Below are 20,347 nucleotides of genomic sequence, written 5' to 3' on the forward strand. Positions count from 1 at the left end.
CCGTACGGCGGCTATCGAAAGTCACGGCCCTCATCAATTTCACGAGAGGGTCAGAGGCTGCCGCGCAAACCTTCGATGAGCCTGGCCATTCGCTCGTCCGGCTCCGGGCTCAGATCCAGGTTCATACGCTGACTGACATAGCCGAAGGTGATGCCGCTCTCCGGATGGGCGAACCCGAGCCTGCCGCCCATTCCGGCGTGACCGAAGGACCCTTCGCCCAGCATCGGCTGGCCGGGGCTGTCCAAGTGGAAGCCGAACCCCCAGCGCGGATCGGGCTGCGCGTTGCCATCCGGCAAGAGCGGCGCATGCACTCCGGCGGTCTGCAGGCTGCCGGCCTGGGCGACGGTCTCGGCCGAGAGCAGGCGCATGCCGTTGACTTCGGTCAGCAGCGCGGCGAACATCCTGGCCAGAGCGCGCCCGTTCGTCACCCCGCTGGCGCCGGCGAGCTGGGCCGCCCGGAATGCTCGCTGGTTGAAATCGGCCTCCGCGCTCGACGGCGGCAACGGTTCCATATGCATCGAGCGCAGTTCGGCCACGGTATCGGCGGGAAGCTGAGCCCAGGCCGAATCCGGGATCTCCGGGAAATCAGGCGTATCCCGGTAAGTGCTGGGCAGGAATCGGTGATCCTCCTGCTCCGGGAACCCGAGCCAGAACTCCAAGCCGAGCGGGCCGGCGACCTCGGCGGCGAAGAAATCCCCGATACTCTGCCCGCTGACCCTGCGGACGATCTCGCCGACCATCGTCCCGAAGGTGACCGGATGGTAGATGAAGCTCGTGTTCGGCGGGTAACTCGGAGCCTGCGCCGCGAGCCTGGCTTCGGCAGCACCGGGTTCGAGGAATTCTTCGAACGGCCCCTCAAGATAGGGCAGCGCGCTCAGATGCCGGAGCACCTGGGAGACGGTGATCTCGGATTTGCCCGCAGCGGCGAACTCCGGCCAGTACCGGGCCACGGGGGCGTCCAGGTCGACGAGCCCGCGTTCGACGAGCCGGAGCAGGCAGATCGTCGCGGCGGCCTTCGTGGTGGAGAAACCGACAGTCACCGAGTTCTGCTGCCACGGTGTTCCGTCGTCCGGGTCGACACCGCCCCAGAGGTCTAGAACTGCTCGCCCTTCCCGGTAGACGGCCAGGGATGCGCCATCGTCGAGGCCGTCTTGCTGCAGGGATTCGAAGGCCTCGGCCAGAGGTTCGAAACCATCGGCGACGAAGCCCTGATTGGCAGCACCCCGGGGCGCTTTCTTATCGGCCATCTAAGCTGCTTTCTCTTTCTTTGGTTCTTCCTGAGCGAGCCGAGATTTGCGCATCCCGTAGGCGAAGTAGATCACCATCCCGAGGACCATCCAGATGCCGAAGAAGATCCAGGTCTGCGTGGCCAGGTTGAACATGAGATAGAGGCACAGCAGTGCGGAGGCCACGGGGATCACCGGGCCGAAAGGAACCCGGAAGGAGGGCTTGATGTCCGGCCGGCGCCGGCGCAGGACGAGAACCCCGACACTGACCATCACGAAGGCTGTCAGTGTGCCGATGTTGATCATCTCGGAGAGCAGATCCACGGGTGTGAACCCGGCGAGGAACGCCACTACGGCACCGCAGATGATCTGCACCCGGGCGGGAGTGGCCCGTTTTTCCGAGGTGCGGGAGAGCGTGCGCGGCAGCAGGCCGTCCCGGCTCATGGCCATCGAGACCCGGGCCAGGCCCATCAGGAGCACCATGATCACCGTGGTCAGGCCGATGAGCGAGCCGAGGGAGATGACGATCACGGCCCAGTCCGCACCGACGATCTGGAAAGCCGAGGCCAGGGAAGGAGTCTCGGTGTTGGCGAGATCCTGATAAGAGACCATCCCGGTCACCGCGAGCGTCACCAGAATGTACAGTGCAGTGACCACGGCGAGACCTGCGAAGATGCCTCGCGGCAGGGTGCGGCTGGGGTTCTTGACCTCCTCGGCGCTCGTCGCCACGACATCGAAGCCGATGAAAGCGAAGAACACCAGAGCGGCCCCGGCGATCACTCCGCCCACTCCGTACATCTGCGGCTCCATGCCGAAGAGGAAAGAGAGGAAGGGCTGCTCCAGGGCTCCCGCGCTGCTTTCCGGCGGGGTCTGCGCAGGGGGCACGAAAGGAGTGTAGTTCTGCGCCTTGACGAAGAAGAAGCCGACGACGATCACGAAGAGCACGATGCCGATCTTGATCACCGTCACCACATTGTTGACCCTGGCGGAGAGCTTCGTCCCGAGGACGAGCAGCACCGTGAACGCGGCGACCACGAGCAGCGGGCCCCAGTACAGGTCAACACCGAAGATTTGGAATTCAGCCGGTAGCGGCACCCCGACGGCCTGGAAGAAGTCCGCTAGGTAAACGCCCCAGTATTTCGCGATCACGGCGGCGGCCATGAGCATTTCCAGGATCAGATTCCAGCCCACTACCCAGGCGAGCACCTCGCCCATCGTGGCGTAGGTGAAGACATAGGCGCTTCCGGTCACCGGCATCGCCGTGGCGAACTCGGCATAGCACATGATGGCGGCCGCGCAGGTGATCGCCGCCAGGATGAAGGAGATAGTGACGGCGGGGCCGGCGTTGAACGCGGCGGCTTTCGCACCGACGGAGAAGATGCCTGCGCCGACCGCAACGGCAACGCCCATGATCATGAGATCCCAGGTGCTGAGGGAGCGCTTGAGGGTGCGCCCGGGTTCGCCGGAATCCGCAATGGATCGTTCCACCGATTTAATCCGCATGATATTCGGCATGCTCTTCTACCTTGCTCTCTCGATCACTCCAGAGCACCTCAGGGCGCTAGTCCTCCCACACCCTAGGCTATTCCGTCGCTCAGCAAGTGCACAGTAGGGGGTGTATCTCACATTGTGAGATACACCCCCTGCTGTTTCTTGCTCTATGTATCGCCTAGTAAAGCAGTAGGTGGTATCTGCTTATGCAGCGCGGGCGGTACCGACGAAGTTCACCACACCGGTGCCGCTGATCACTCGGCCCGTACCGGAACCCTGGAGGTTCCAGCTGAAGGTGTAGGGGCAGGTGACGACGCGCCCGGTGATGCTCCTGAAAGCAACATTCACGGTAACTGAAAGCTGCCGGGGAACAGCTGCCGTATATGTAACATTGCCACCCCACACGGTGCCGGCATTGGGGAGATTCACGTTGTTGAAGGTGAAAATGCCAGGGAAGACCCCTGCGGCACCCAGAGCACCCGTGCCGGCCCCGAGGCCTGAGGTCGATGTGTAGGTGCGGTTATTAGACATGACTAGCTGAGCTTGCGTGACCGTGTAAGTAAACGCCGGCTCGAAGAGGCTCAGGTTGCAGCCCGTGGCGTCAATGCCAAAGACGTTCGTCAGCCGGACTGTGCCGGCATTACGGCTCACCGTAATGCCGGGTGCGGTCCACGCACCACCGGCCAGAACCGCCGGCCGGAGACAGGTGGGGCACGGCGGGTCAACAATACTGGATGCTGCTAGTGGCGCCGCATAAGCGATCGCCATTGCAGGCGCAGACCAGGCTGCACCCTTGACAACTGTTCTTCTTTCGATGGAATCCCCCACTCGAACACCTTTCAATAGACACGGCACTGAAATTGCATGGCTAATAAAGTACCGATCATTTTTAAAATAAGGATATGTCCAGCAGCATCACTAGCCAGCTACTGGCGAGTACAGTAGCAAAAATACTGGCCTCTCGCTATGTGGTTTAGGCAACAAAGAAACTATGACGATGAATTTACATAAAGTTTCTCCGAAGCCTGTACTGAACGCCGCCGAGATCTACCAGTAAAAAGTCGGTAGTGCTCAGCGAGCGCCGCTGATTAGATACTGTGTATGACTGATCTCCGGCAGGACTCCCCGCCGCTCGGCAAAGGAGTCACCTTAGGCCTCGGCGCCTACGGGTTATGGGGGCTACTACCCCTCTACTTCGTCCTGCTCTTGCCAGCCAGCCCGGTGGAGATCGTCGCGAACCGAGTGCTCTGGTCGCTGCTTTTCTGCATGCTCTTACTCAGCGTCACCAGGAGCTGGGGAGCACTGCTGGCCGCACTGCACAGCCCCCGCACCCTGGCCGCGCTCTCCCTGGCCGCGCTGCTGATCGTCGGCAACTGGCTGACCTACACCTACGGCGTCACCAGTGGTCAGGCGACAGAAGCCGCCCTGGGATATTTCATCAACCCGCTGATCTCCGTGCTACTGGGTGTGCTGATCCTGAAAGAACGGCTACGCCCGCTGCAGTGGGTGGCACTCGGCATCGGCTTCGTGGCGGTCATCCAGCTGACCGTCGCCTACGGCAGGCTGCCCTGGATCGCTCTGGTGCTGGCGCTGACCTTCGGCTTCTACGGTTTCACCAAGAACCGGCTGGGCTCGCGCACCACGGCGATCACCTCGCTCAGTGTGGAGACCGCAGTACTGGCCCCCATCGCAGCGGTCCTCATGCTGCTCCTGGCGCAATCCGGCACGGCGACGCTGACGTCCCAGGGCACTGCTCACTTCTGGTGGATGGCTTCTTCCGGCCTGGTGACCGCGATACCTCTGCTGCTCTTCGGGGCGGCTGCCAGGCGGCTGCCCCTGGTCAGTATCGGTCTGCTGCAGTACTTCTCACCGGTGCTGCAGTTCCTCGTCGCCGTGCTGATCCTGAAAGAACAGATGGGCCTGGAGCGCTGGATCGGCTTCGGCATCGTCTGGCTGGCGCTCATCGTGCTGACCGTCGACCTGCTGGCTTCGATGCGGCGCAACAGGGTTCTACGGCGAGCCGAGCAGATGCCTCAGCAGGCCGAGCAGACCGAACCGTGATGCCGCACCGACCCTCTCAGCGCTGAAATATCTCTTCAGACCTGGGCCTGAACCGCGCTCTCCAGCACGTCCAGGGCGACGGCGAGCAGTCCATCGCTGATCACCAAGGGCGGCAGCAGCCGGATCACATTCCCGTAGGTGCCGCTCGTGAGGATCACTACCCCCGCTTCCAGGCACGCCGCGGCAATCGCCTTGGCCGCCTGGGGGTTCGGTTCCTTCGTGGTCCGCGCGGTACCCGGCTGAACCAGCTCGAAGGCCAGCATGGCACCCCGGCCCCGGATGTCCCCGATGACGCTCTGCTCGCCCAGTGCTTCATCGACAGCCCGCAGACGCGGCAGCACAATGCCCTCGATCTGCTGGGCACGGCTACTGAGATCCGCTTCGCGCATGACGCCGATGGCTGCCAGTGCGGCAGCGCAAGCGATCGGGTTGCCGCCATAGGTGCCGCCCAGGCCTCCGGGGTGCACCGCGTCCAGCAGTTCGGCCCGGCCCGTCACCGCAGAGATCGGCAGGCCGCCGGCGATGCCCTTGGCCATCGTCACGATATCCGGGACGAGGCCTTCGTGCTCGCTCGCGAACCAGGCACCGGTGCGGCAGAAGCCGGACTGGACTTCATCGGCGATGAAGGCGATGCCTTTCTCCTTGGCCCAGTCCGCGAGCGCGGGCAGAAAGCCCTCCGCGGGCACGATGAACCCGCCCTCGCCCTGGATCGGTTCGATCAGGATCGCCGCGACCTGATCTGCGCCGATCTGCTTGTCGATCATGGTGATCGCGCGCTGGGCCGCATCCTCGCCCTTGATCTCCGCCTCTTCCCGGTAGGGGTAGCTCATCGGAACTCGGTAGACCTCCGGGGCGAAGGGGCCGAAGCCAGTTTTATACGGCATGGCCTTCGCGGTCAGCGCCATGGTCAGGTTGGTCCGGCCGTGATAAGCGTGATCGAAGACGACGATCGCTTTCCGTCCCGTGGCGTGCCTGGCGATCTTGACGGCATTCTCCACCGCTTCAGCACCGGAGTTAAAGAGCACCGAGCGCTTCTCGTGGTCGCCGGGAGTCACCCGGGCCAGCTCTTCGGCCAGTTCCACATAGCCTTCGTACGGGGTGACCATGAAGCAGGTGTGGGTGAATCGCGCGGCCTGCTCGGCCACCGCTGAGGCGACCGCCGGGTGGGATGCCCCCACTGAGGTCACCGCGATGCCGGAGCCGAGGTCGATGAACGAGTTGCCGTCGACATCCACGATCACGCCGCCATCTGCGTCGGCGGCGTAGACCGGAACCCCGGACGCCGCGCCGCTCGCCACCACGTCAGCCCGCCGTTCGGCCAAAGCGCGGGAGTTCGGCCCGGGGAACTCGCCGACCCGCCGCTGCTGCGGCAACCGGTACTGAATCTCTGTCATCGTTCTCTCTCCAGCTTGCAGGGGGGGTATCAGGCGTCGAGGGCGCTCATCACATGCTTGATGCGGGTGTAGTCCTCCACACCGTAGAGCGAAAGGTCCTTGCCGTAACCCGATTGCTTGAAACCGCCGTGGGGCATCTCCGCGGTGAGCGTGATGTGGGTGTTGATCCACACCGCACCGAAGTCCAGATCCCTGGAGACCCGCATCGCCGTGCCGTGATCGGCGGTCCAGACCGAGGAGGCCAAGGCGTAATCGACATCGTTGGCGAGCTCCAGCGCCTGCTCTTCGGTGTCGAAGCCCTGCACCGTGATCACCGGGCCGAAGGTCTCCTTCTGCACGATGTCATCACCCTGTTTCACATCGGTCACCACCGTCGGGGCGAAGAAGAATCCCTTCTCCCCCGCCCGCTGGCCGCCGGTGACGATCCGGGCGTGCGCGGGCAGCCCCTCCACAGCAGCGGTCACCGCGTTGAAGTGGTTGATGTTGTTGAGCGGGCCGTAGTAGTTCTGGCTGTCGTCCTGGCTTCCGGTGTGCAGCGATTCCGCAGCTTCTTTCAACAGGCCGAGGAACTCTTCCCGCACAGGTTCCTGGACCAGCACCCGCGTCACCGCGGTGCAGTCCTGCCCCGCATTGAAGAACGCGAACTCCGCCAGCGCCTGAGCGGTCTTCGGCAGATCCGCATCAGCGAAGACCAGGGCGGGAGCTTTTCCGCCCAGCTCCAAATGGGCGCGTTTGAGATCCTGCGCCGCGCCAGTGGCCACAGCTTTACCCGCGCGGACCGAACCGGTGATCGAGACCATCGTGGGGACCGGGTGCTCCACCATCGCGGAGCCCGTACCGGCGTCGCCCAGCAGGACGTTGAAGACTCCCGCCGGGAAGATGTCCTTGATGATCTCGGCGAGCACCAGAGTGCTCTCCGGGGTGGTGTCCGAGGGCTTGAGCACGATGGTGTTGCCTGCTGCCAGCGCCGGGCCGATCTTCCAGATCGCCATGAGCAACGGGTAATTCCACGGCGTCACCTGGGCGACGACGCCCACCGGTTCGCGGCGGATGTACGAGGTGAAGCCCTCCATGTACTCCCCCGCGCTCTTGCCCTCCATGATCCGGGCGGCACCGGCGAAGAACCGGATCTGGTCGGCGCCGACGGCGACCTCTTCATCGGCGATGATCTGGCGCACCTGGCCGGTATTGCGGTGCTGCGCCTCGACCAGCTCGTCGCTGCGGGCTTCCATGGCATCGGCCAGCTTGAGCAGCATCAGCTGCCGCTGCGCCGGAGTGGTGCGCTTCCAACTGGCAGAAGCGCTCTGCGCGGCGGCCATTGCCGCGTCGATGTCCTGCTGCCCCGAAACCGGAGCCTGCGCGATGACCTCTTCGGTAGCGGGGTTGACGATATCGAGCACGGTCCCGGAGCCGCCACTGACCCCGACGAACTCGCCGTTGATGAAATTCTGCAGCGTGGGTACAGTCGAGTTAGCCAAGTGAGCCTCATTCCGTAACGAGCGATGGTCTTGTGGTTCTCGTCGCGAGCATACGCGGCCAGACATCTGCGTTGAAATAGCGAAATGCACTACCCATAAGGCAACACGTAGTGCGTTTGACCATCGATTTCATGTCATAGTGAGTTGCGTGACCCTCAATCTCAGCCAGTTACTGGATGATCCCGGCCTGGGCTTGCGCAGCATCGGCTCTGCCCTGAGCACTCTGACCACGCCGATCGAGTGGGTTGCCGTCACCGAAGTAGCGAATCCGAGACCCTTCCTGAGCGGCGGCGAGCTGGTCCTGACCACGGGGGCCAGGCTGAGCACCGCGGACGCCCAGCGCAGTTTCGTCCGCCAGATCAAGCGCGCCGGCGCGGTGGGGCTCGGCTTCGGCATCGGCCTGGGTCATGAGAGCGTTCCGGCGGCATTGATCGTCGAGGCGAATCGCTGGAGCATCCCGATTTTCGAAGTGCCCTACCGGACCCCTTTTCTCGCCATCGGCAAGCTCGTTACGGATTCCCGTAATGCCGATCATCTCGCCGAGATGCAGCGGCTGCTCAACAGCCATCAAGCCCTGGCCCAATCGCTACTGGCCACCGGAGGCGAAGGCGGGGGGCTGGCCCAGCTGCTGAGCGCGCTGCGGAAAATGATCGGCACAGAGGTCGTGCTGGAGCAGTTCCGGAAACGCCTCTACCCTTCCCTGGCCGAGCTGCCGGAACAGCCGGGCGGCACCCCTGATGACGAAGCCTGGCTGCCCATTCCAGTACCTACCGGCCAGCGGGATGCCTGCACCCTCTGGTTGCGTCGGCCCGTCCTCGCAGCAGATCTGAGCATCGTCGATTATGCGAAGAACCTCATCAGCGTGGAACTCGCCAATCAGTGGCGGCGGCGGCAGGATGCCCGGGCCGCCTCGGGCCAGGTCATCGAAGATCTGCTCCGCGGGACGCTGCCTGCTGCCGATATCGCAGCCCGGCTGCATGGCATCGGTGTGGACCAGAACGCCAAGCACATCGTGCTGCTGCTTTCCCTGCCGGAGCGGCGGGCCGGCCTGCTCAGCGGCATTGCTTTGCCCACCGAATTCGACACCGCTATCACCGCGCTGCTCGGCCAGGAGTTCCTGGTCATCGCCCCCGCCTCGGCAGGGGATCCCGTGCGCCTGGCGAAAACACTCTCCGCTTATCTGCGCGACGCGGGGATCTCCGGCCCAGTGGGGATCGGCGGGGCTTATGCACAACCCAGCGGACTGCGCTGGAGCTACTTCGAAGCACGGGACGCCGCCGGCCGGGGGCTTGAGGTCAATGAGCCGGAGCGACTTTCGCTGACCTCGCTGCTCCTGGCGAGCGAAGACGTGCCGATGACGGACATGGCGGCCGAAACGCTGAAGCCGCTCCGGGATTTCGATGCCGCTCATGGCGCAGAGCTACTGACCACGCTCGAGGCCTACTTGCAGCTCAACGGCTCGCTGGCCGCAGTGGCCGCAGAGCTTTCCCTGCACCGGAACACCGTCCGCTACCGACTCGGTCAGATCACCGAACTCACCGGCTACGACCCCGCCCTGACGGCCGACCGAGTGCAGCTCTGGCTCGCGCTTTCGGTGCGGAAGCTGCGGTGACAAAGCAGAGGCCGGGCACCCGGTGACCGTCGAAGAAGGCGGCGTGGTCCCGGCCAGCTGAACTCAGACCCGGCTTTGGGTTTGGCTCTGAACCTGCTCTTGGATCTGGCGGGAGATGCGGATCATCTCTTCCCGGGGTACTACTTTGACGCGCTCTCTGCTGAGCTCCAGGCCCAGGCCGGCCGCGTCGAAGACCTCGCCGAGGTTCTTCTCATAAGCATCGAGCGCGTGCCAGCCTTCCCAGGTGGTGTACTCCACGCCTTTGCCATCGAGGAGTTCCAGGATGCTCGCTTCAGCGGGCCTCGCGGCCTCCGGCAGCTCAGCCACGTCTTCCAGCAAGTACGTCACCGTCTCCAGTGCGTCGCCCTTGGTGTGCCCGATGAGCCCTACCGGCCCGCGCTTGATCCAGCCCGTCGCGTAGACACCCGGCACATGCGCTCCGTCGACGCCGAGCACGCGTCCGCCGGCATTCGCCACCACCCCACGCTGGGCATCGAATTCGATACCGGGCAGCGCCGAGCCGAAGTAACCGATCGCTCGGTACACCGCCTGCACCGGGTATTCCGTGAACTCCCCCGTGCCCCGGGCGTTACCCGTGCCATCCAACTCGGTGCGCTCGAATTTGATGCCCGTCACCCGGCCGTCCTCGCCCTGGATCTCCACGGGGTTATGCAGGAAGTGCAAATGCAGCCGGCGCGAGGCGGTGGATTCCTCCGGCTGCTCCACGAGCCAGTTGGTCAACGTATTGACCATGGTCTTGACCTGGTTATTGGTCTTGATCGCTTCGTCAGAGGCTTCATCGAACTCGAAGTCCTCCGGGTAGAGCACGATGTCCACATCGCGGGAATGCGAGAGCTCGCGCAGTTCCAGCGGGGTGAATTTCACCTGCGCCGGGCCGCGGCGGCCGAAGACGTGCACATCGGTCACGGGGGACGCCTTGAGCGCCTGGTAGACGTTCTCCGGGATCTCCGTCACCAGCAGATCGTCAGCGTGCTTGGACAGCACCCGGGCGACGTCCAAGGCGACATTGCCATTGCCCAGCACCGCGACTTCCTTCGCGTCGAGCGTCCAGTCCCGGGAGACATCGGGGTGACCGTCGTACCAGGAGACGAAGTCTGCACCGCCGTAGGAACCAGCCAGGTCGATGCCGGGAATGTTCAGCGCCGCATCGTCGATAGCACCGGTTGCGAAGATGACCGCATCGTAGTGCTCGCGGAGTTCTTCCAGGCTCAGATCCGCCCCGTAGTTCACATTGCCGAAGAAGCGGATATCGCCACGATCCATCACTTTGTGCAGCGCCTGGATGATGCCCTTGATCCGCGGGTGGTCCGGGGCCACTCCGTAACGGATGAGCCCGAAGGGCGCCGGGTAACGATCGAAGAGATCGATGCTCACCTTCAGCTCGCCGCTCTTGACCTGTTCCGATTTGGTCAGGATATCGGCGGCGTACACCCCGGCCGGGCCGGAGCCGATCACGGCGACGCGCAGAGGCCGCTCAACGCTGCCACGGGCCACGCCTGAATTGCTGACGGGACTAGTCAAAGCTTCTCCTTCGTTCTGCGCTCGGGGAACGCAGCGGTGTCCGACTCGGCCCGCATGATGACGGCTCTTCACCTGGCAGTCATCATGCGCTCTTAGGGCCCGAAGCCACCCTCAATCATAGCAACCGCGTCATTCTCGCCCCGGCGGGCTGTGCGCAAGGTCACCATCGTCCACGCCCACCCGTTTCTGATGCCTTCCGTGACTTTTGATGGCCTACGGACGGCATCAAAAGTCACGGAAGGCATCAGAAACGGGTGGGCCGGGAGTCGTTGAGCTCCTTGGCTCGGGTCTCCGGCAGGGTCAGCACGGTCACGATGGAGACCAGGGTCAGCACGATGGCGTAGCCGGAGAACAACGCGGCGCTGCCGCTCAGCTCAGTGAGCCAGGTCTGCAGGTACGGCGCCGTACCGCCGAAAAGTGCAATGGCGATGGAGTACGGCACCGCCACCCCGATAGTTCGGATCCCGGTGGGGAAGAGCTCCGCCATGACCGTCGGCATGATCGAGCTATTGGCCGCCATGAACACCAGCACCGCGGACATGCCCACTGCGAGCGTCCAGGGCTGGGGTCCCAGCAGCGAGTTCATCGGGAAAATCATGACCAGCACGCCCAGACTGCCCGCGAGCATCACCGGCTTGCGCCCGATCCGGTCCGAAAGCGCACCCCAGAGCGGCAGCGCAGCCATGAACACCAGGTTCCCGATCACACTGGCCCACAGCGCCGCACCTCGATCCATGCCGAGAGAGACCGCGTACGCCGGGGCGCTCACCGCCCAGACATAGTAGGAGACCGTGAGGCCGCTGACCATGCCCACGACCTGAAGAGCCCGCCGGCGATGCTGCAAGATCTGCGGCCAGAGCCGCTGCCGGGCCGGCTCAGCGGACCGATCCGTCTGAGCCGCCTGAGCCTGCGTGAAGGTCTCCGTCTCCGCCATATACCGGCGGATGAAGAGGGTCACCAAACCCAGCGCCGCACCCACCGCAAAAGGTATCCGCCAACCCCATTCGTCCATCGCGGTGGCGGGCAGCGAGCTGCTGAGCACGGCACCCAGGATAGTGCCGGCGAGCACACCCGAGGTCACCGAGATGTAGATCAGGCTCGAGTACAGACCGCGTCGGCGCCGGGGGGCGTACTCCGCCAGGTAGGTCTGGGCCGCGGGCATCTCGCCGCCGTGCGCCAGGCCCTGGAAAACCCGGGCGATGAGTAGCAGCACGGGAGCCAGGATCCCCGCTGCGGCGAAGGTCGGGGTCAGCGCGATCATGAGGCTGCCCAGTGACGCCAAGCCGATGGAAGCGGTCATCGCGGTGCGCCGGCCCCGGCGGTCCGCGATCCAGCCGAAGAGCAGGCCGCCGAACGGCCTGGCGAAGAATCCTACGGCGAAGACCGCCAGCACGCCGAGGATATCCGCCACCGGGTGCCCGCTGCGGAAGACCTGGCTGGCGAAGAACGGGGCCGTCGTGGCGTAGATCGCCCAGTCGTAGAATTCGATGCCGTTGCCGAGGGCTACCCCGGTCAGAGTGGCGCGCCTGCGCTTCATGGACCTGCCTTGCCGAAGGTGCGCCCGGTGCCGGACGATGCTGACGGTCTATTATGCCGGACTCCGGCCGGGCCCCGGTTCACCGTCTGCGCGGCGTCCGCAGCGCGGAAGAAGTGTAATCTGCTCCGGTGAGCATTGATCTTGTGCTGGACCTCCTCGGCGTCTTCTTCTTCGCCGTTTCCGGCTGCCTGCTCGCCGGACACAGGGGCTTCGATCTGATCGGTTCGCTGCTCCTGGGTTCGCTCGTGGGCCTGGGTGGCGGGGTGATCCGGGACGTGGTGATCGGCCAGCTTCCGGCGGCGTTCTCGAACCCGCTGTATCTGGTGCCACCGGTGGCCGCGGCGTTGCTGGTCTTCTTCCTGTACCCCTTCTTGGAGCGGATAGGCAGGCTGCTGGTGATCTGCGATGCCGCCGGGCTGGCCTTGTTCTGCGTGACCGGAACGATCAAAGCGCTCAACGCCGGGCTCAATCCGGTGGCCGCGATACTGCTCGGCGTCACCACGGCGGTGGGCGGCGGCCTGCTCCGGGACGTCGTGGCGAATCAGGTGCCGCAGCTTTTCAGCGCTCACGATATTTATGCCATTCCGGCCTTCATGGGGGCAGGGCTGGCCGCCCTGGCGTACACCATGGGCTGGTTCAACCCGCTGGCCGGCTTCGGCATCGCGGTTCTGGTCTTCAGCTTCCGCGTGGTCGCCTGGCATTTCGGTTGGCAGGCGCCTAATGCGGTCATCCGGCATTATCGCAAGACAGACGCTGAGGGATGAAGCAGCATAATCTATGTCACTCACTGGCCGCCATCATCTATGGGCACTAGTCTGGTGGGGTGAGCCCGTTGTTTTTGCAGAAGTTCCGTGACATCCTGCCGAACCTCCTGGGTGAAAACTGGCAGGAAGAAGACGGCATCCCGACTGAAGAGCTCGATGCTGATCTAGAGCTGCTGATTCCTCAGGCTCTGCGTGAGTTCTACCTCGCCCTGGGCAACACTGAGCTCATGGAGGCCCATTATTACTTCTGGGACCCTGATGAGCTAGAGATCAACGATGGGTACCTGCTGTTCATCGAAGACGAGGAAGAGCTCTTCACCTGGGGAGTCAAGGCGGATCAGGTCGATCTACCGGACCCGCTGATCTGGCGTCGGAACAACGCCAAAGAAAACTGGGTCAGTGAAGAGGGCACGGTGAGCGAGTTCATTCTGGATTACTTCGAATGGCTGCTCACCGACGAGGACGACTGACCGCACTTAGAAGGTGGGCGGCTCAGCTATTGCGGCGCTCAGACATCACGCTGTACAACAGCGTGAGCGAAGTCGGCCAAGGCGGTTCGCACCGTTCCCTCCGGAAGCGGCTCGAGCGCCTTCACCGCATCCTCAGCCCATTGCCGGGCGATACCCCAAGCCTGCTCGGCCACCGGGTGTTCGCGCAAAGCGGTCACAGCAGCGGCGAGTGCTTCATCGGAACTGAGGTCGCCGTCTATGAGTTCGAGCACCGCAGCGGCCTGCGCATCGGTCTGTGCAGCCTGACGCAGAAGCAGAACCGGCATCGTCGGCACTCTTTCCCGCAGATCAGTTCCGGGCACTTTACCGGAGACCTGCTTCAAACCGGTCACATCGATCACGTCATCGGCGAGCTGGAAGGCGATACCGACTTTCTCGCCGTACTCCACCATGATGTCCTGGTACTCGGGCACTCCGGCGAAAAGAACGCCCAATTGACCGGATGCCGCCACCAGAGAGCCCGTTTTATCGGCGATCACCGACAGGTAGTGCGCGATAGGGTCTTCATCCGGCCGCGGGCCCACGGTTTCGTGCAGCTGGCCGAGGCATAACCGTTCGAAGGTGCGGGCCTGAATGCGCAGAGCCTCGGCACCGAGATCGGAGACCAGGATCGAGGCCCGGGCGAAGATCAGATCCCCGGTGAGGATCGCCACCGAGTTCCCCCACACCTCATGCGCGGTCGGCGCACCACGGCGGTAGGGAGCCGAATCCATCACATCATCGTGATACAGGGTGGCGAGGTGGGTCAGTTCCATCACGACGGCGACCCGAACCACCTCGGGGCTCTCCCAGTCACCCAGATGGGACGCAAGTAGTACCAACAAGGGCCGGATGCGTTTGCCACCCGCTTCGATCAGGTGCCGGGAGGTGGCGTCCGCCAAAGGATCGGAACTGGCGATCGCTTCCCGCAACTGCTTCTCCACTTTGGCTAGACTCGTGGAGATCGCGGGGCCGAGCTGCGGATCCTCAGCGACTTGAGCGAAGGAGGCCGGGAGCTTGATGCCGACCGCGATGCTGCTGGTCGGCACATCGGCAGCCAGGTCTTCAGACGGGCCATGGCCGGCCTGGGTCCACTCCGCACCCCGCCGATGCACGTCTGAGGTGCCGTTGCCTGCGCTCGTCGTCACCGGTCAAGCCTATCCTGCTTGGCTGCTGCGGGCTTCCCCGCCGTGTTCCCGGCGCGGGATGAGCCGCTGTCCTGGTTGCTCGCCGCGGGCACGAAGGCCTCTAATGCACGGATCGTGAGGTCCCCGAAGGCTTTGCCATTCGGGTCTGTGAGATTCGCCATGAGCCGGACCACGAAACGCATCAGGAACGGCAACGGCATCCCGGTCCGCAAAGCAAGACTCATCACGGCGGGGTGCCCAATCAGTTCGGCGAAGCCGCGGCCCAGGGTGAAATGCCGCCCCCATAGACCCCGCAGACGTTCCTGATAGCGGAGCATCGCGGCGTCGAGCACGCTGCGCGAAGGCAGTGCGGCAGCGCTGACCAGAAGCTCTGCGGCATAACGGGCGGACTCCAGGGCGTAGGAGATCCCCTCGCCGTTGAAAGGACTCACCATTCCGCCGGCGTCGCCGAGCAGCAGCAGGCCGGGCCGGTAGTGCGGGGTTCGGTTGAACCCCATGGGCAGTGCAGCGCCGCGGATCTGCCCCACCTGATGCTCCGGATCGAACTGCCACTCTGCGGGCATCGTGGCGACCCACTGCTGCAGTACCTGGCGGTAATCGAGCCGGCCGAATTCCTTAGAAGAGTTCAGGATGCCCAGGCCGACATTGCAGGTGCCGTCCCCCACTCCGAAGACCCAACCGTAGCCGGGCAGCGGGCGGCGCGGATCCGGGCCGGTCAACTCCAACCAGCCCTCCATCCAGTTCTCCTGGTGGCGCGGCGAGGTGTAGTAGGTGCGCACCGCGACGCCCAGTGGCCGGTCATCGCGTTTCGCGATGCCCAGGGAGAGCGCGGTCCGGGTGGAATTCCCGTCTGCGGCGAGCACCACGTCGGCCGGGAAATCCTGGACCTGACCGGTCTTGCGTCCGTTCTCATCGAGTAGTGCGGCGCGTACTCCGACCACCCGGCCGGTATCGTCTGTGAGCGCTTCGGTGACGGAATGCCCCTCGAGGATGGTCGCTCCGGCAGCTCTGGCGTGATCGGCCAGCTCTTCGTCGAAGCCCCAGCGGGTCCTGGTCAAGCCGTAATCGGGGAATTCGCCGCCCAGGGCGCCCCAGGGAACTTCGACCTTCCGCTCCCTGGCAAGCAGGCGCAGCCCTTCGGTACGCTGCCATTCGGGGCCGTCATGGGGTAGGCCGAGCAACTGGAGTTCGCGGACGGCCCGCGGCGTCAGCCCGTCCCCGCAGACTTTCTCTCGCGGGAACCGGGTTTTCTCCAGCACCGTGACGTCGATACCGGCTGCCGCCAGATAGTAGGCTGCCGCAGAGCCGGCGGGGCCGGCTCCGACGATGAGAACGCGCATGCTCAACGGCTGCTCCCGGCGGCCGCCTGATCGGCGTCTGACTGGCCTTTGAAAGCACGATGCACGGCGACCAAGCCGCCGTTAAGGTTGCGGTACGTCACCGCGGACCAGCCCGCATCGGCGATCCATTCCGCAAGGTGATTCTGATCCGGCCAGGCCCGGATCGATTCGGCGAGGTATTCATAGGCCACCGCATTGGAGGAGACTCGGCGTGCGATAGCAGGCAGGGCACGCATCAGATATTCGTAGTAGACCGTGCGCCACGGGCCAAAGAGCGGGCGGGAGAATTCCGCGATGACCAACCGGCCGCCCGGCTTCGTCACCCGATGCATCTCCGCCAGGGCGGCGCGCGGGGCGCTGACATTGCGCAGGCCGAAAGAGATCGTGGTGGCGTCGAAGCTGTGGTCCGCGAACGGCAGTGCGGTGGCATCCCCCGCGACGAAGTCGATATCAGGGCGGCGGCGTTTTCCGACCAAGAGCATGCCGAAGGAGAAATCCAAGGCCACGACGTTCACGCCGGCATCCGCATAGGGTTCGCTGGAGGTGCCGGTTCCCGCCGCGACATCGAGCACTCGCTGCCCGGAATCGGCCGCTACCGCCTCGACCACGGCCTTCCGCCAGCGCCGGGTCTGGCCCAGGGAGAGCACATCGTTGGTCACATCGTATTTGGGCGCAACGTCATCGAACATCGCGGCAACCTCATCGGGACGCTTCTCCAGGGATGCTCGGCTCATTGATCTATTCTCGCAAACTTCTCAGCCACTGGTGCACCCGGCTTCCTCGGGAAACTTCCGAAGGAAGGGGCTTGTGTAACTCCGGCAGCTTTTCTATGATGTAGATCAATAATTACATTAATTAGCTTAATTGATTCTAGGATTGGCGGACTGAGGTGACGCAGGGTGGCTGACGTGAAGATCAGCGCGGAGGTCTTCGAAAGCGCTGGAAAGGCGCTGAACACTGCCGCCGGAACCGTGGAGGCTCTGGCGCAGGATGCCTCAGCAGACCTCGGCCACCCGGGGCTGCGAACCGCCGCCGACGATGCCGCCACCACCTGGGCGGTAGCCCGCAGCGCCCTCGGTTCCGCCATGGCCTCGGAAAGCCGCCAGGTTGCCTCCGTGGCCGTCGTCTTCGCACAAGTGGATGAAGCGCTTTCCCGGAGCATCACCGGGATCGGAATCACTGAAGGGCCCCGCGATGGGTAGGCCCTCGGACTGGTCCCTGCTGGGCGGCGCTGATCCCTGCCCGGGCAGTATCGACGAGGCCCTGGGCTTATCAGACTCCTGGGGGCGATGTGCCGGCGGCCTGAGTGATGCTCATCGAGTGCTCTCCGGCGTGGAGGTTTCCGGCGCCGGCAACGCGGTGATCGCGGCCGGGGATCTGGTGCGCTCCAGCGCGGGGCTGCTAGGGGTTTACCGTGACGCCTGCGAGGGCTGCGCTCATGCTCTGACGATGTGGGCCAGAGCCCTGGAAATGCTGCAGAGTGAAGCTGATCGCCTGCACGCCCAGGCCTTGCAGGCCAAGGATGATCAGGAAGCCGGGCAGCGAATGATCGCCACCGGGCGGGATGAGCGCATACGGTAAGCCACCGCGAAGGGGCTTCTGGACGGTATGGGCCAGACCATGATCGAGACTCTGCTACCCGGGCTGGCGGGCTCCTTCTCTGATCAGCGGGGGCAAGCCCTAGTGGCTGAGGCTACCGAGCGGCTGCATCGGTTGCGGCAGCAGACCGAGCAACTCCGGGACGAATACCGGGCAGAGGGCGACCGGGTGGCACACGGGTTGATGACCCCGGTGCCGTCCGATGCGGTCAGCAAAGCGGGACTGGTCGCCGATACACCAATCGGCAACGGCGCTATTGCTGCAATCCTGAACCCGGGCAAGGACAGGCAGCTGGCCGCACTGAACAATCTTTACGGTAAAGCCTCAGCAGGTGACACTCAGGCGCAGCAGCAATACCTGACCGCCCTGGCGGCCCTCACCTCGATGCAACTGGCGCTGTTCGCTGTATGGCAACAGGGCCAAGCCCGCAACCCACTCACTCAGGGCCGAGTCGATGTGCCCGCGACCAAGGCCTGGTGGGGTGGGCTGAACTCCTCGACCCAAGCGCTGCTGATCGCCGCGGTGCCCGGCATCATCGGCAACCTCAACGGCGTCCCGTACAGCACCCGGGATAAAGCCAATAGGACGCTTCTGAATACGCTGAGAAGAGATCTGGGGGTAAGTGAAAGGGTTCGTAAAGCGCTTGATGGGATCGAAAAGTCAGTGAAGTACCAAGATGGTTCTCCGCGTGCCGACCGGTACGTCATCGCATTCGATCTGAACAACGACAAACCTCTTGCTGCGGTGGCAATTGGTGATCTTGATACCCCGGGAAACGTTACCTGGAACATTCCAGGCATGGGCACCACCGTCGCACCGGGAGGTATTGATGACTGGACTAATGCCTCGCAAAATGTTTATAACCGCCAGGTAGCTACCTTAGAGAGATATGGGCCAGCCGCTATAAGCAATGCTGTGGTTTCCTGGGTGGGCTACGATGCTCCCGAGATGTTCCCGCAAAGCCAAGAGGTTTTCTCCGGAGACAAAGCCTGGGTTGGTTCGGATAAGCTTGCCGCCGCCCTTGATGGATTTTACGAAACTCGAAACGCCGGGAACGGAATAGGCCTTCCGAAGGTCCATGTCGTTGCGCATTCTTATGGGACCACAAACGCCGCTTATGCGCTGACGAAAACCTCTTACGACGTCAGTACAGTAACGTTCGTAGGCTCAGCCGGTATCGACCCGAATGTGGTTCCGAATGCTGAAGCAATGAATATCAAAAAGGCAAGCGATGGCAAACCTGCCGTATACGCGACTCTGGCCGTCCGTGATTTGGTAGCACCTGCTGGCATCTGGGGGTCACAGACCGCAGGAGTTGACGCGGCGCTCGGCGACTTCATCACAAACCCCGTGGATGTACTCGGTAGATACTTCGACACCATCAATAATCAGGAACCGATTCAACCTCGAGTCTCACCGACTAGCCCCGTGGTCTGGCCCGGAGCCAAAATATTCTCTTCCGAAGGAGGCTTCGATCCAGAGACCGGGGTGAAGTTAGAAGAAACTGATGGGCATCAAACGACCGGGGACGGTAGCTGGAGCCCCATCCAAGCTTCCGCGGGAAACGGGTACTTTGATACTCGAACCGAGTCCTTGCAGAACATCGCATTAGCCTCCACCGGGCACGGCGATAAGATCCGCCCTTCGTCATGGTTCAGAATCACCATTCCCGATAAAACACTCCGCAGCAGCCTTAGCCAGATGAGCAATGAATGAAGGAACTCAAGGTGAGACTTACTGATACCAACAAAAAACCCTCTGCCATGAGAACCGCTCTAATTACAGCCATAGCCCTACCGCTACTGATCAGCGGCTGCGGTTCAAACCCCAACCCAGGAGGCACAGCACCTATGAGCTCCGATTCTGCACGCCCCTTTGACGGCACCCGGGCCGGTGATGTCATGGAAAAAGACTTCTACGACACCATTGAGGAGACAGTCCAGCAGTCCGGAACCACCTTCCCCACCTGGGACCGAAGTGACCCTCAACGAATCGGACTAACCACCTGCACTATAGGGTCACAGCTCGGCAACTACCTCACCATTACCCTCCGCGGTGGGTCCATCGATGATCCTAAAAGTGCGGCTGACAAAATCAAGGCTTACTGGGAATCTCACGGCTGGAAAATTGAGACTGTCTTCGACCACAGTGATGCCCCCAAACCCTGGAGTGCAGATCTCGGGAACCTCTCCCACAGGAATCGCAGTAACATTCGATGCCAGCAAAAACGCCGTCGGACCCGCAGACAAAACCGAATGGTCAATGCTTCAAGTGAAGAGCGACTGCTCACTTGATCCTGCGCTGAACATCAGACCGACGCCCACCAACTCATCGGACGATCTCTTCTGACCATGCCACGACTCACGGGCCAGGCTCCAAGAAACCTCATGCTCAGCAGCACAAGGGTCTGCCCCGGGTTTGGTTGACAGTTGGGGTTTGGGGTGATCAGGCCGCTTTCGCGTCCGTGTAGATCGTCTCAAACTCTACGGGAGTGAGTTTGCCGAGGCCGCGTTGCCGGCGTCTTCGGTTGTACTTCGTTTCGATCCAGGAAACGATCGCGAGGCGGAGGTCAGCGCGAGTGTTCCAGCATCTCGTGTTGAGCACGTTCTTCTGAAGCAGGCTGAAGAAACTCTCCATGCTCGCGTTATCGCCAGCTCCGTAGGACCG

Annotated in this window: 19 protein-coding genes; 8 read left to right on the forward strand and 11 right to left on the reverse strand. The window is 63.3% G+C overall.

The genetic code is table 11. The features are described 5' to 3' along the window. Positions 1-50: 50 nt before the first annotated feature. The 3 genes from C501_RS0106625 to C501_RS0106635 all read right to left on the reverse strand — a co-directional run bounded on the left by C501_RS0106625 (position 51) and on the right by C501_RS0106635 (position 3,485). Complete coding sequence (locus C501_RS0106625; protein ID WP_018134844.1) at positions 51-1,247, reverse strand: serine hydrolase domain-containing protein; 1,197 nt, start codon at positions 1,245-1,247, stop codon at positions 51-53. Next, positions 1,248-2,741: an APC family permease gene (locus C501_RS0106630; protein ID WP_018134845.1), complete on the reverse strand. Its 1,494-nt coding sequence runs from the start codon at positions 2,739-2,741 to the stop codon at positions 1,248-1,250. 180 nt (positions 2,742-2,921) lie between these two features. Beyond that, a complete protein-coding gene (locus C501_RS0106635; RefSeq protein ID WP_156807669.1) occupies positions 2,922-3,485 on the reverse strand; it encodes a hypothetical protein in 564 nt (187 codons plus the stop codon). Between the two features lie 333 nt (positions 3,486-3,818). Here C501_RS0106635 and rarD point away from each other — a divergent pair, with 333 nt between their 5' ends. Next, a complete protein-coding gene (gene rarD, locus C501_RS0106640; RefSeq protein WP_018134847.1) occupies positions 3,819-4,778 on the forward strand; it encodes an EamA family transporter RarD in 960 nt (319 codons plus the stop codon). Positions 4,779-4,813: 35 nt separating this feature from the next. Here rarD and gabT read toward each other — a convergent pair whose 3' ends face one another. Together gabT and C501_RS0106650 are read right to left on the reverse strand one after the other, a co-directional pair. After that, positions 4,814-6,172, reverse strand: coding sequence for a 4-aminobutyrate--2-oxoglutarate transaminase (gabT, locus tag C501_RS0106645; RefSeq protein ID WP_018134848.1), 1,359 nt, complete (start codon positions 6,170-6,172; stop codon positions 4,814-4,816). A 29-nt stretch (positions 6,173-6,201) separates the two neighbouring features. Next, the gene (locus tag C501_RS0106650) at positions 6,202-7,650 is read right to left on the reverse strand and encodes a gamma-aminobutyraldehyde dehydrogenase (protein WP_018134849.1); all 1,449 of its coding nucleotides are present in this window, start codon (positions 7,648-7,650) and stop codon (positions 6,202-6,204) included. A 148-nt stretch (positions 7,651-7,798) separates the two neighbouring features. On the opposite strand from C501_RS0106650, the gene C501_RS0106655 reads away from it, so the two are divergent. Next, positions 7,799-9,262 (forward strand): PucR family transcriptional regulator, encoded by a 1,464-nt coding sequence (locus C501_RS0106655; RefSeq protein WP_018134850.1) that lies wholly within the window; start codon positions 7,799-7,801, stop codon positions 9,260-9,262. Between the two features lie 63 nt (positions 9,263-9,325). On the opposite strand, the gene C501_RS0106660 is transcribed toward C501_RS0106655, so the two are convergent. Beyond that, entirely contained in the window at positions 9,326-10,804 is a 1,479-nt protein-coding gene (locus C501_RS0106660; RefSeq protein ID WP_245532430.1) for an FAD-dependent oxidoreductase, read from the reverse strand. Between the two features lie 244 nt (positions 10,805-11,048). Then, entirely contained in the window at positions 11,049-12,341 is a 1,293-nt protein-coding gene (locus C501_RS0106665; protein ID WP_018134852.1) for an MFS transporter, read from the reverse strand. A 128-nt stretch (positions 12,342-12,469) separates the two neighbouring features. Between C501_RS0106665 and C501_RS0106670 the strand changes: the two genes are divergently transcribed. Then, positions 12,470-13,105, forward strand: a complete 636-nt coding sequence (locus tag C501_RS0106670) for a trimeric intracellular cation channel family protein (protein WP_018134853.1) — start codon at positions 12,470-12,472, stop codon at positions 13,103-13,105. Between the two features lie 59 nt (positions 13,106-13,164). Further along, entirely contained in the window at positions 13,165-13,575 is a 411-nt protein-coding gene (locus C501_RS0106675; RefSeq protein WP_026174690.1) for a hypothetical protein, read from the forward strand. A 38-nt stretch (positions 13,576-13,613) separates the two neighbouring features. Here C501_RS0106675 and C501_RS0106680 read toward each other — a convergent pair whose 3' ends face one another. The 3 genes from C501_RS0106680 to C501_RS0106690 are packed head-to-tail and all read right to left on the reverse strand — an operon-like array spanning position 13,614 to position 16,815. After that, entirely contained in the window at positions 13,614-14,741 is a 1,128-nt protein-coding gene (locus tag C501_RS0106680) for a polyprenyl synthetase family protein (protein WP_018134855.1), read from the reverse strand. Next, positions 14,738-16,081 (reverse strand): geranylgeranyl reductase family protein, encoded by a 1,344-nt coding sequence (locus tag C501_RS0106685; protein WP_018134856.1) that lies wholly within the window; start codon positions 16,079-16,081, stop codon positions 14,738-14,740. The genes C501_RS0106680 and C501_RS0106685 overlap by 4 nt, the downstream gene beginning before the upstream one ends. A gap of 2 nt (positions 16,082-16,083) precedes the next feature. Continuing rightward, on the reverse strand, positions 16,084-16,815 hold the full coding sequence (locus C501_RS0106690; RefSeq protein ID WP_018134857.1) for a demethylmenaquinone methyltransferase: 732 nt from the start codon (positions 16,813-16,815) through the stop codon (positions 16,084-16,086). Between the two features lie 165 nt (positions 16,816-16,980). On the opposite strand from C501_RS0106690, the gene C501_RS0106695 reads away from it, so the two are divergent. The 4 genes from C501_RS0106695 to C501_RS12730 all read left to right on the forward strand — a co-directional run bounded on the left by C501_RS0106695 (position 16,981) and on the right by C501_RS12730 (position 19,974). Beyond that, positions 16,981-17,283, forward strand: coding sequence for a hypothetical protein (locus tag C501_RS0106695; protein ID WP_156807670.1), 303 nt, complete (start codon positions 16,981-16,983; stop codon positions 17,281-17,283). After that, the gene (locus C501_RS0106700; protein WP_018134859.1) at positions 17,276-17,662 is read left to right on the forward strand and encodes a hypothetical protein; all 387 of its coding nucleotides are present in this window, start codon (positions 17,276-17,278) and stop codon (positions 17,660-17,662) included. The genes C501_RS0106695 and C501_RS0106700 overlap by 8 nt, the downstream gene beginning before the upstream one ends. 201 nt (positions 17,663-17,863) lie before the next feature. Continuing rightward, positions 17,864-19,396: an alpha/beta hydrolase gene (locus C501_RS0106705; RefSeq protein WP_169332120.1), complete on the forward strand. Its 1,533-nt coding sequence runs from the start codon at positions 17,864-17,866 to the stop codon at positions 19,394-19,396. After that, positions 19,393-19,974 carry a hypothetical protein gene (locus C501_RS12730; RefSeq protein WP_043568431.1) on the forward strand — a complete coding sequence of 194 codons (582 nt, stop codon included), beginning with the start codon at positions 19,393-19,395 and terminating at the stop codon, positions 19,972-19,974. Before C501_RS0106705 ends, C501_RS12730 begins: the two co-directional genes overlap by 4 nt. Positions 19,975-20,125: 151 nt before the next feature. Here the strand turns inward: C501_RS12730 and C501_RS0106715 are convergent. Then, positions 20,126-20,347 (reverse strand): integrase core domain-containing protein (locus C501_RS0106715; RefSeq protein WP_018134862.1); only part of this gene is annotated, 222 nt, incomplete at its 5' end.

The organism is Acaricomes phytoseiuli DSM 14247 (assembly GCF_000376245.1).
Taxonomy (GTDB): Bacteria; Actinomycetota; Actinomycetes; order Actinomycetales; family Micrococcaceae; genus Renibacterium; species Renibacterium phytoseiuli.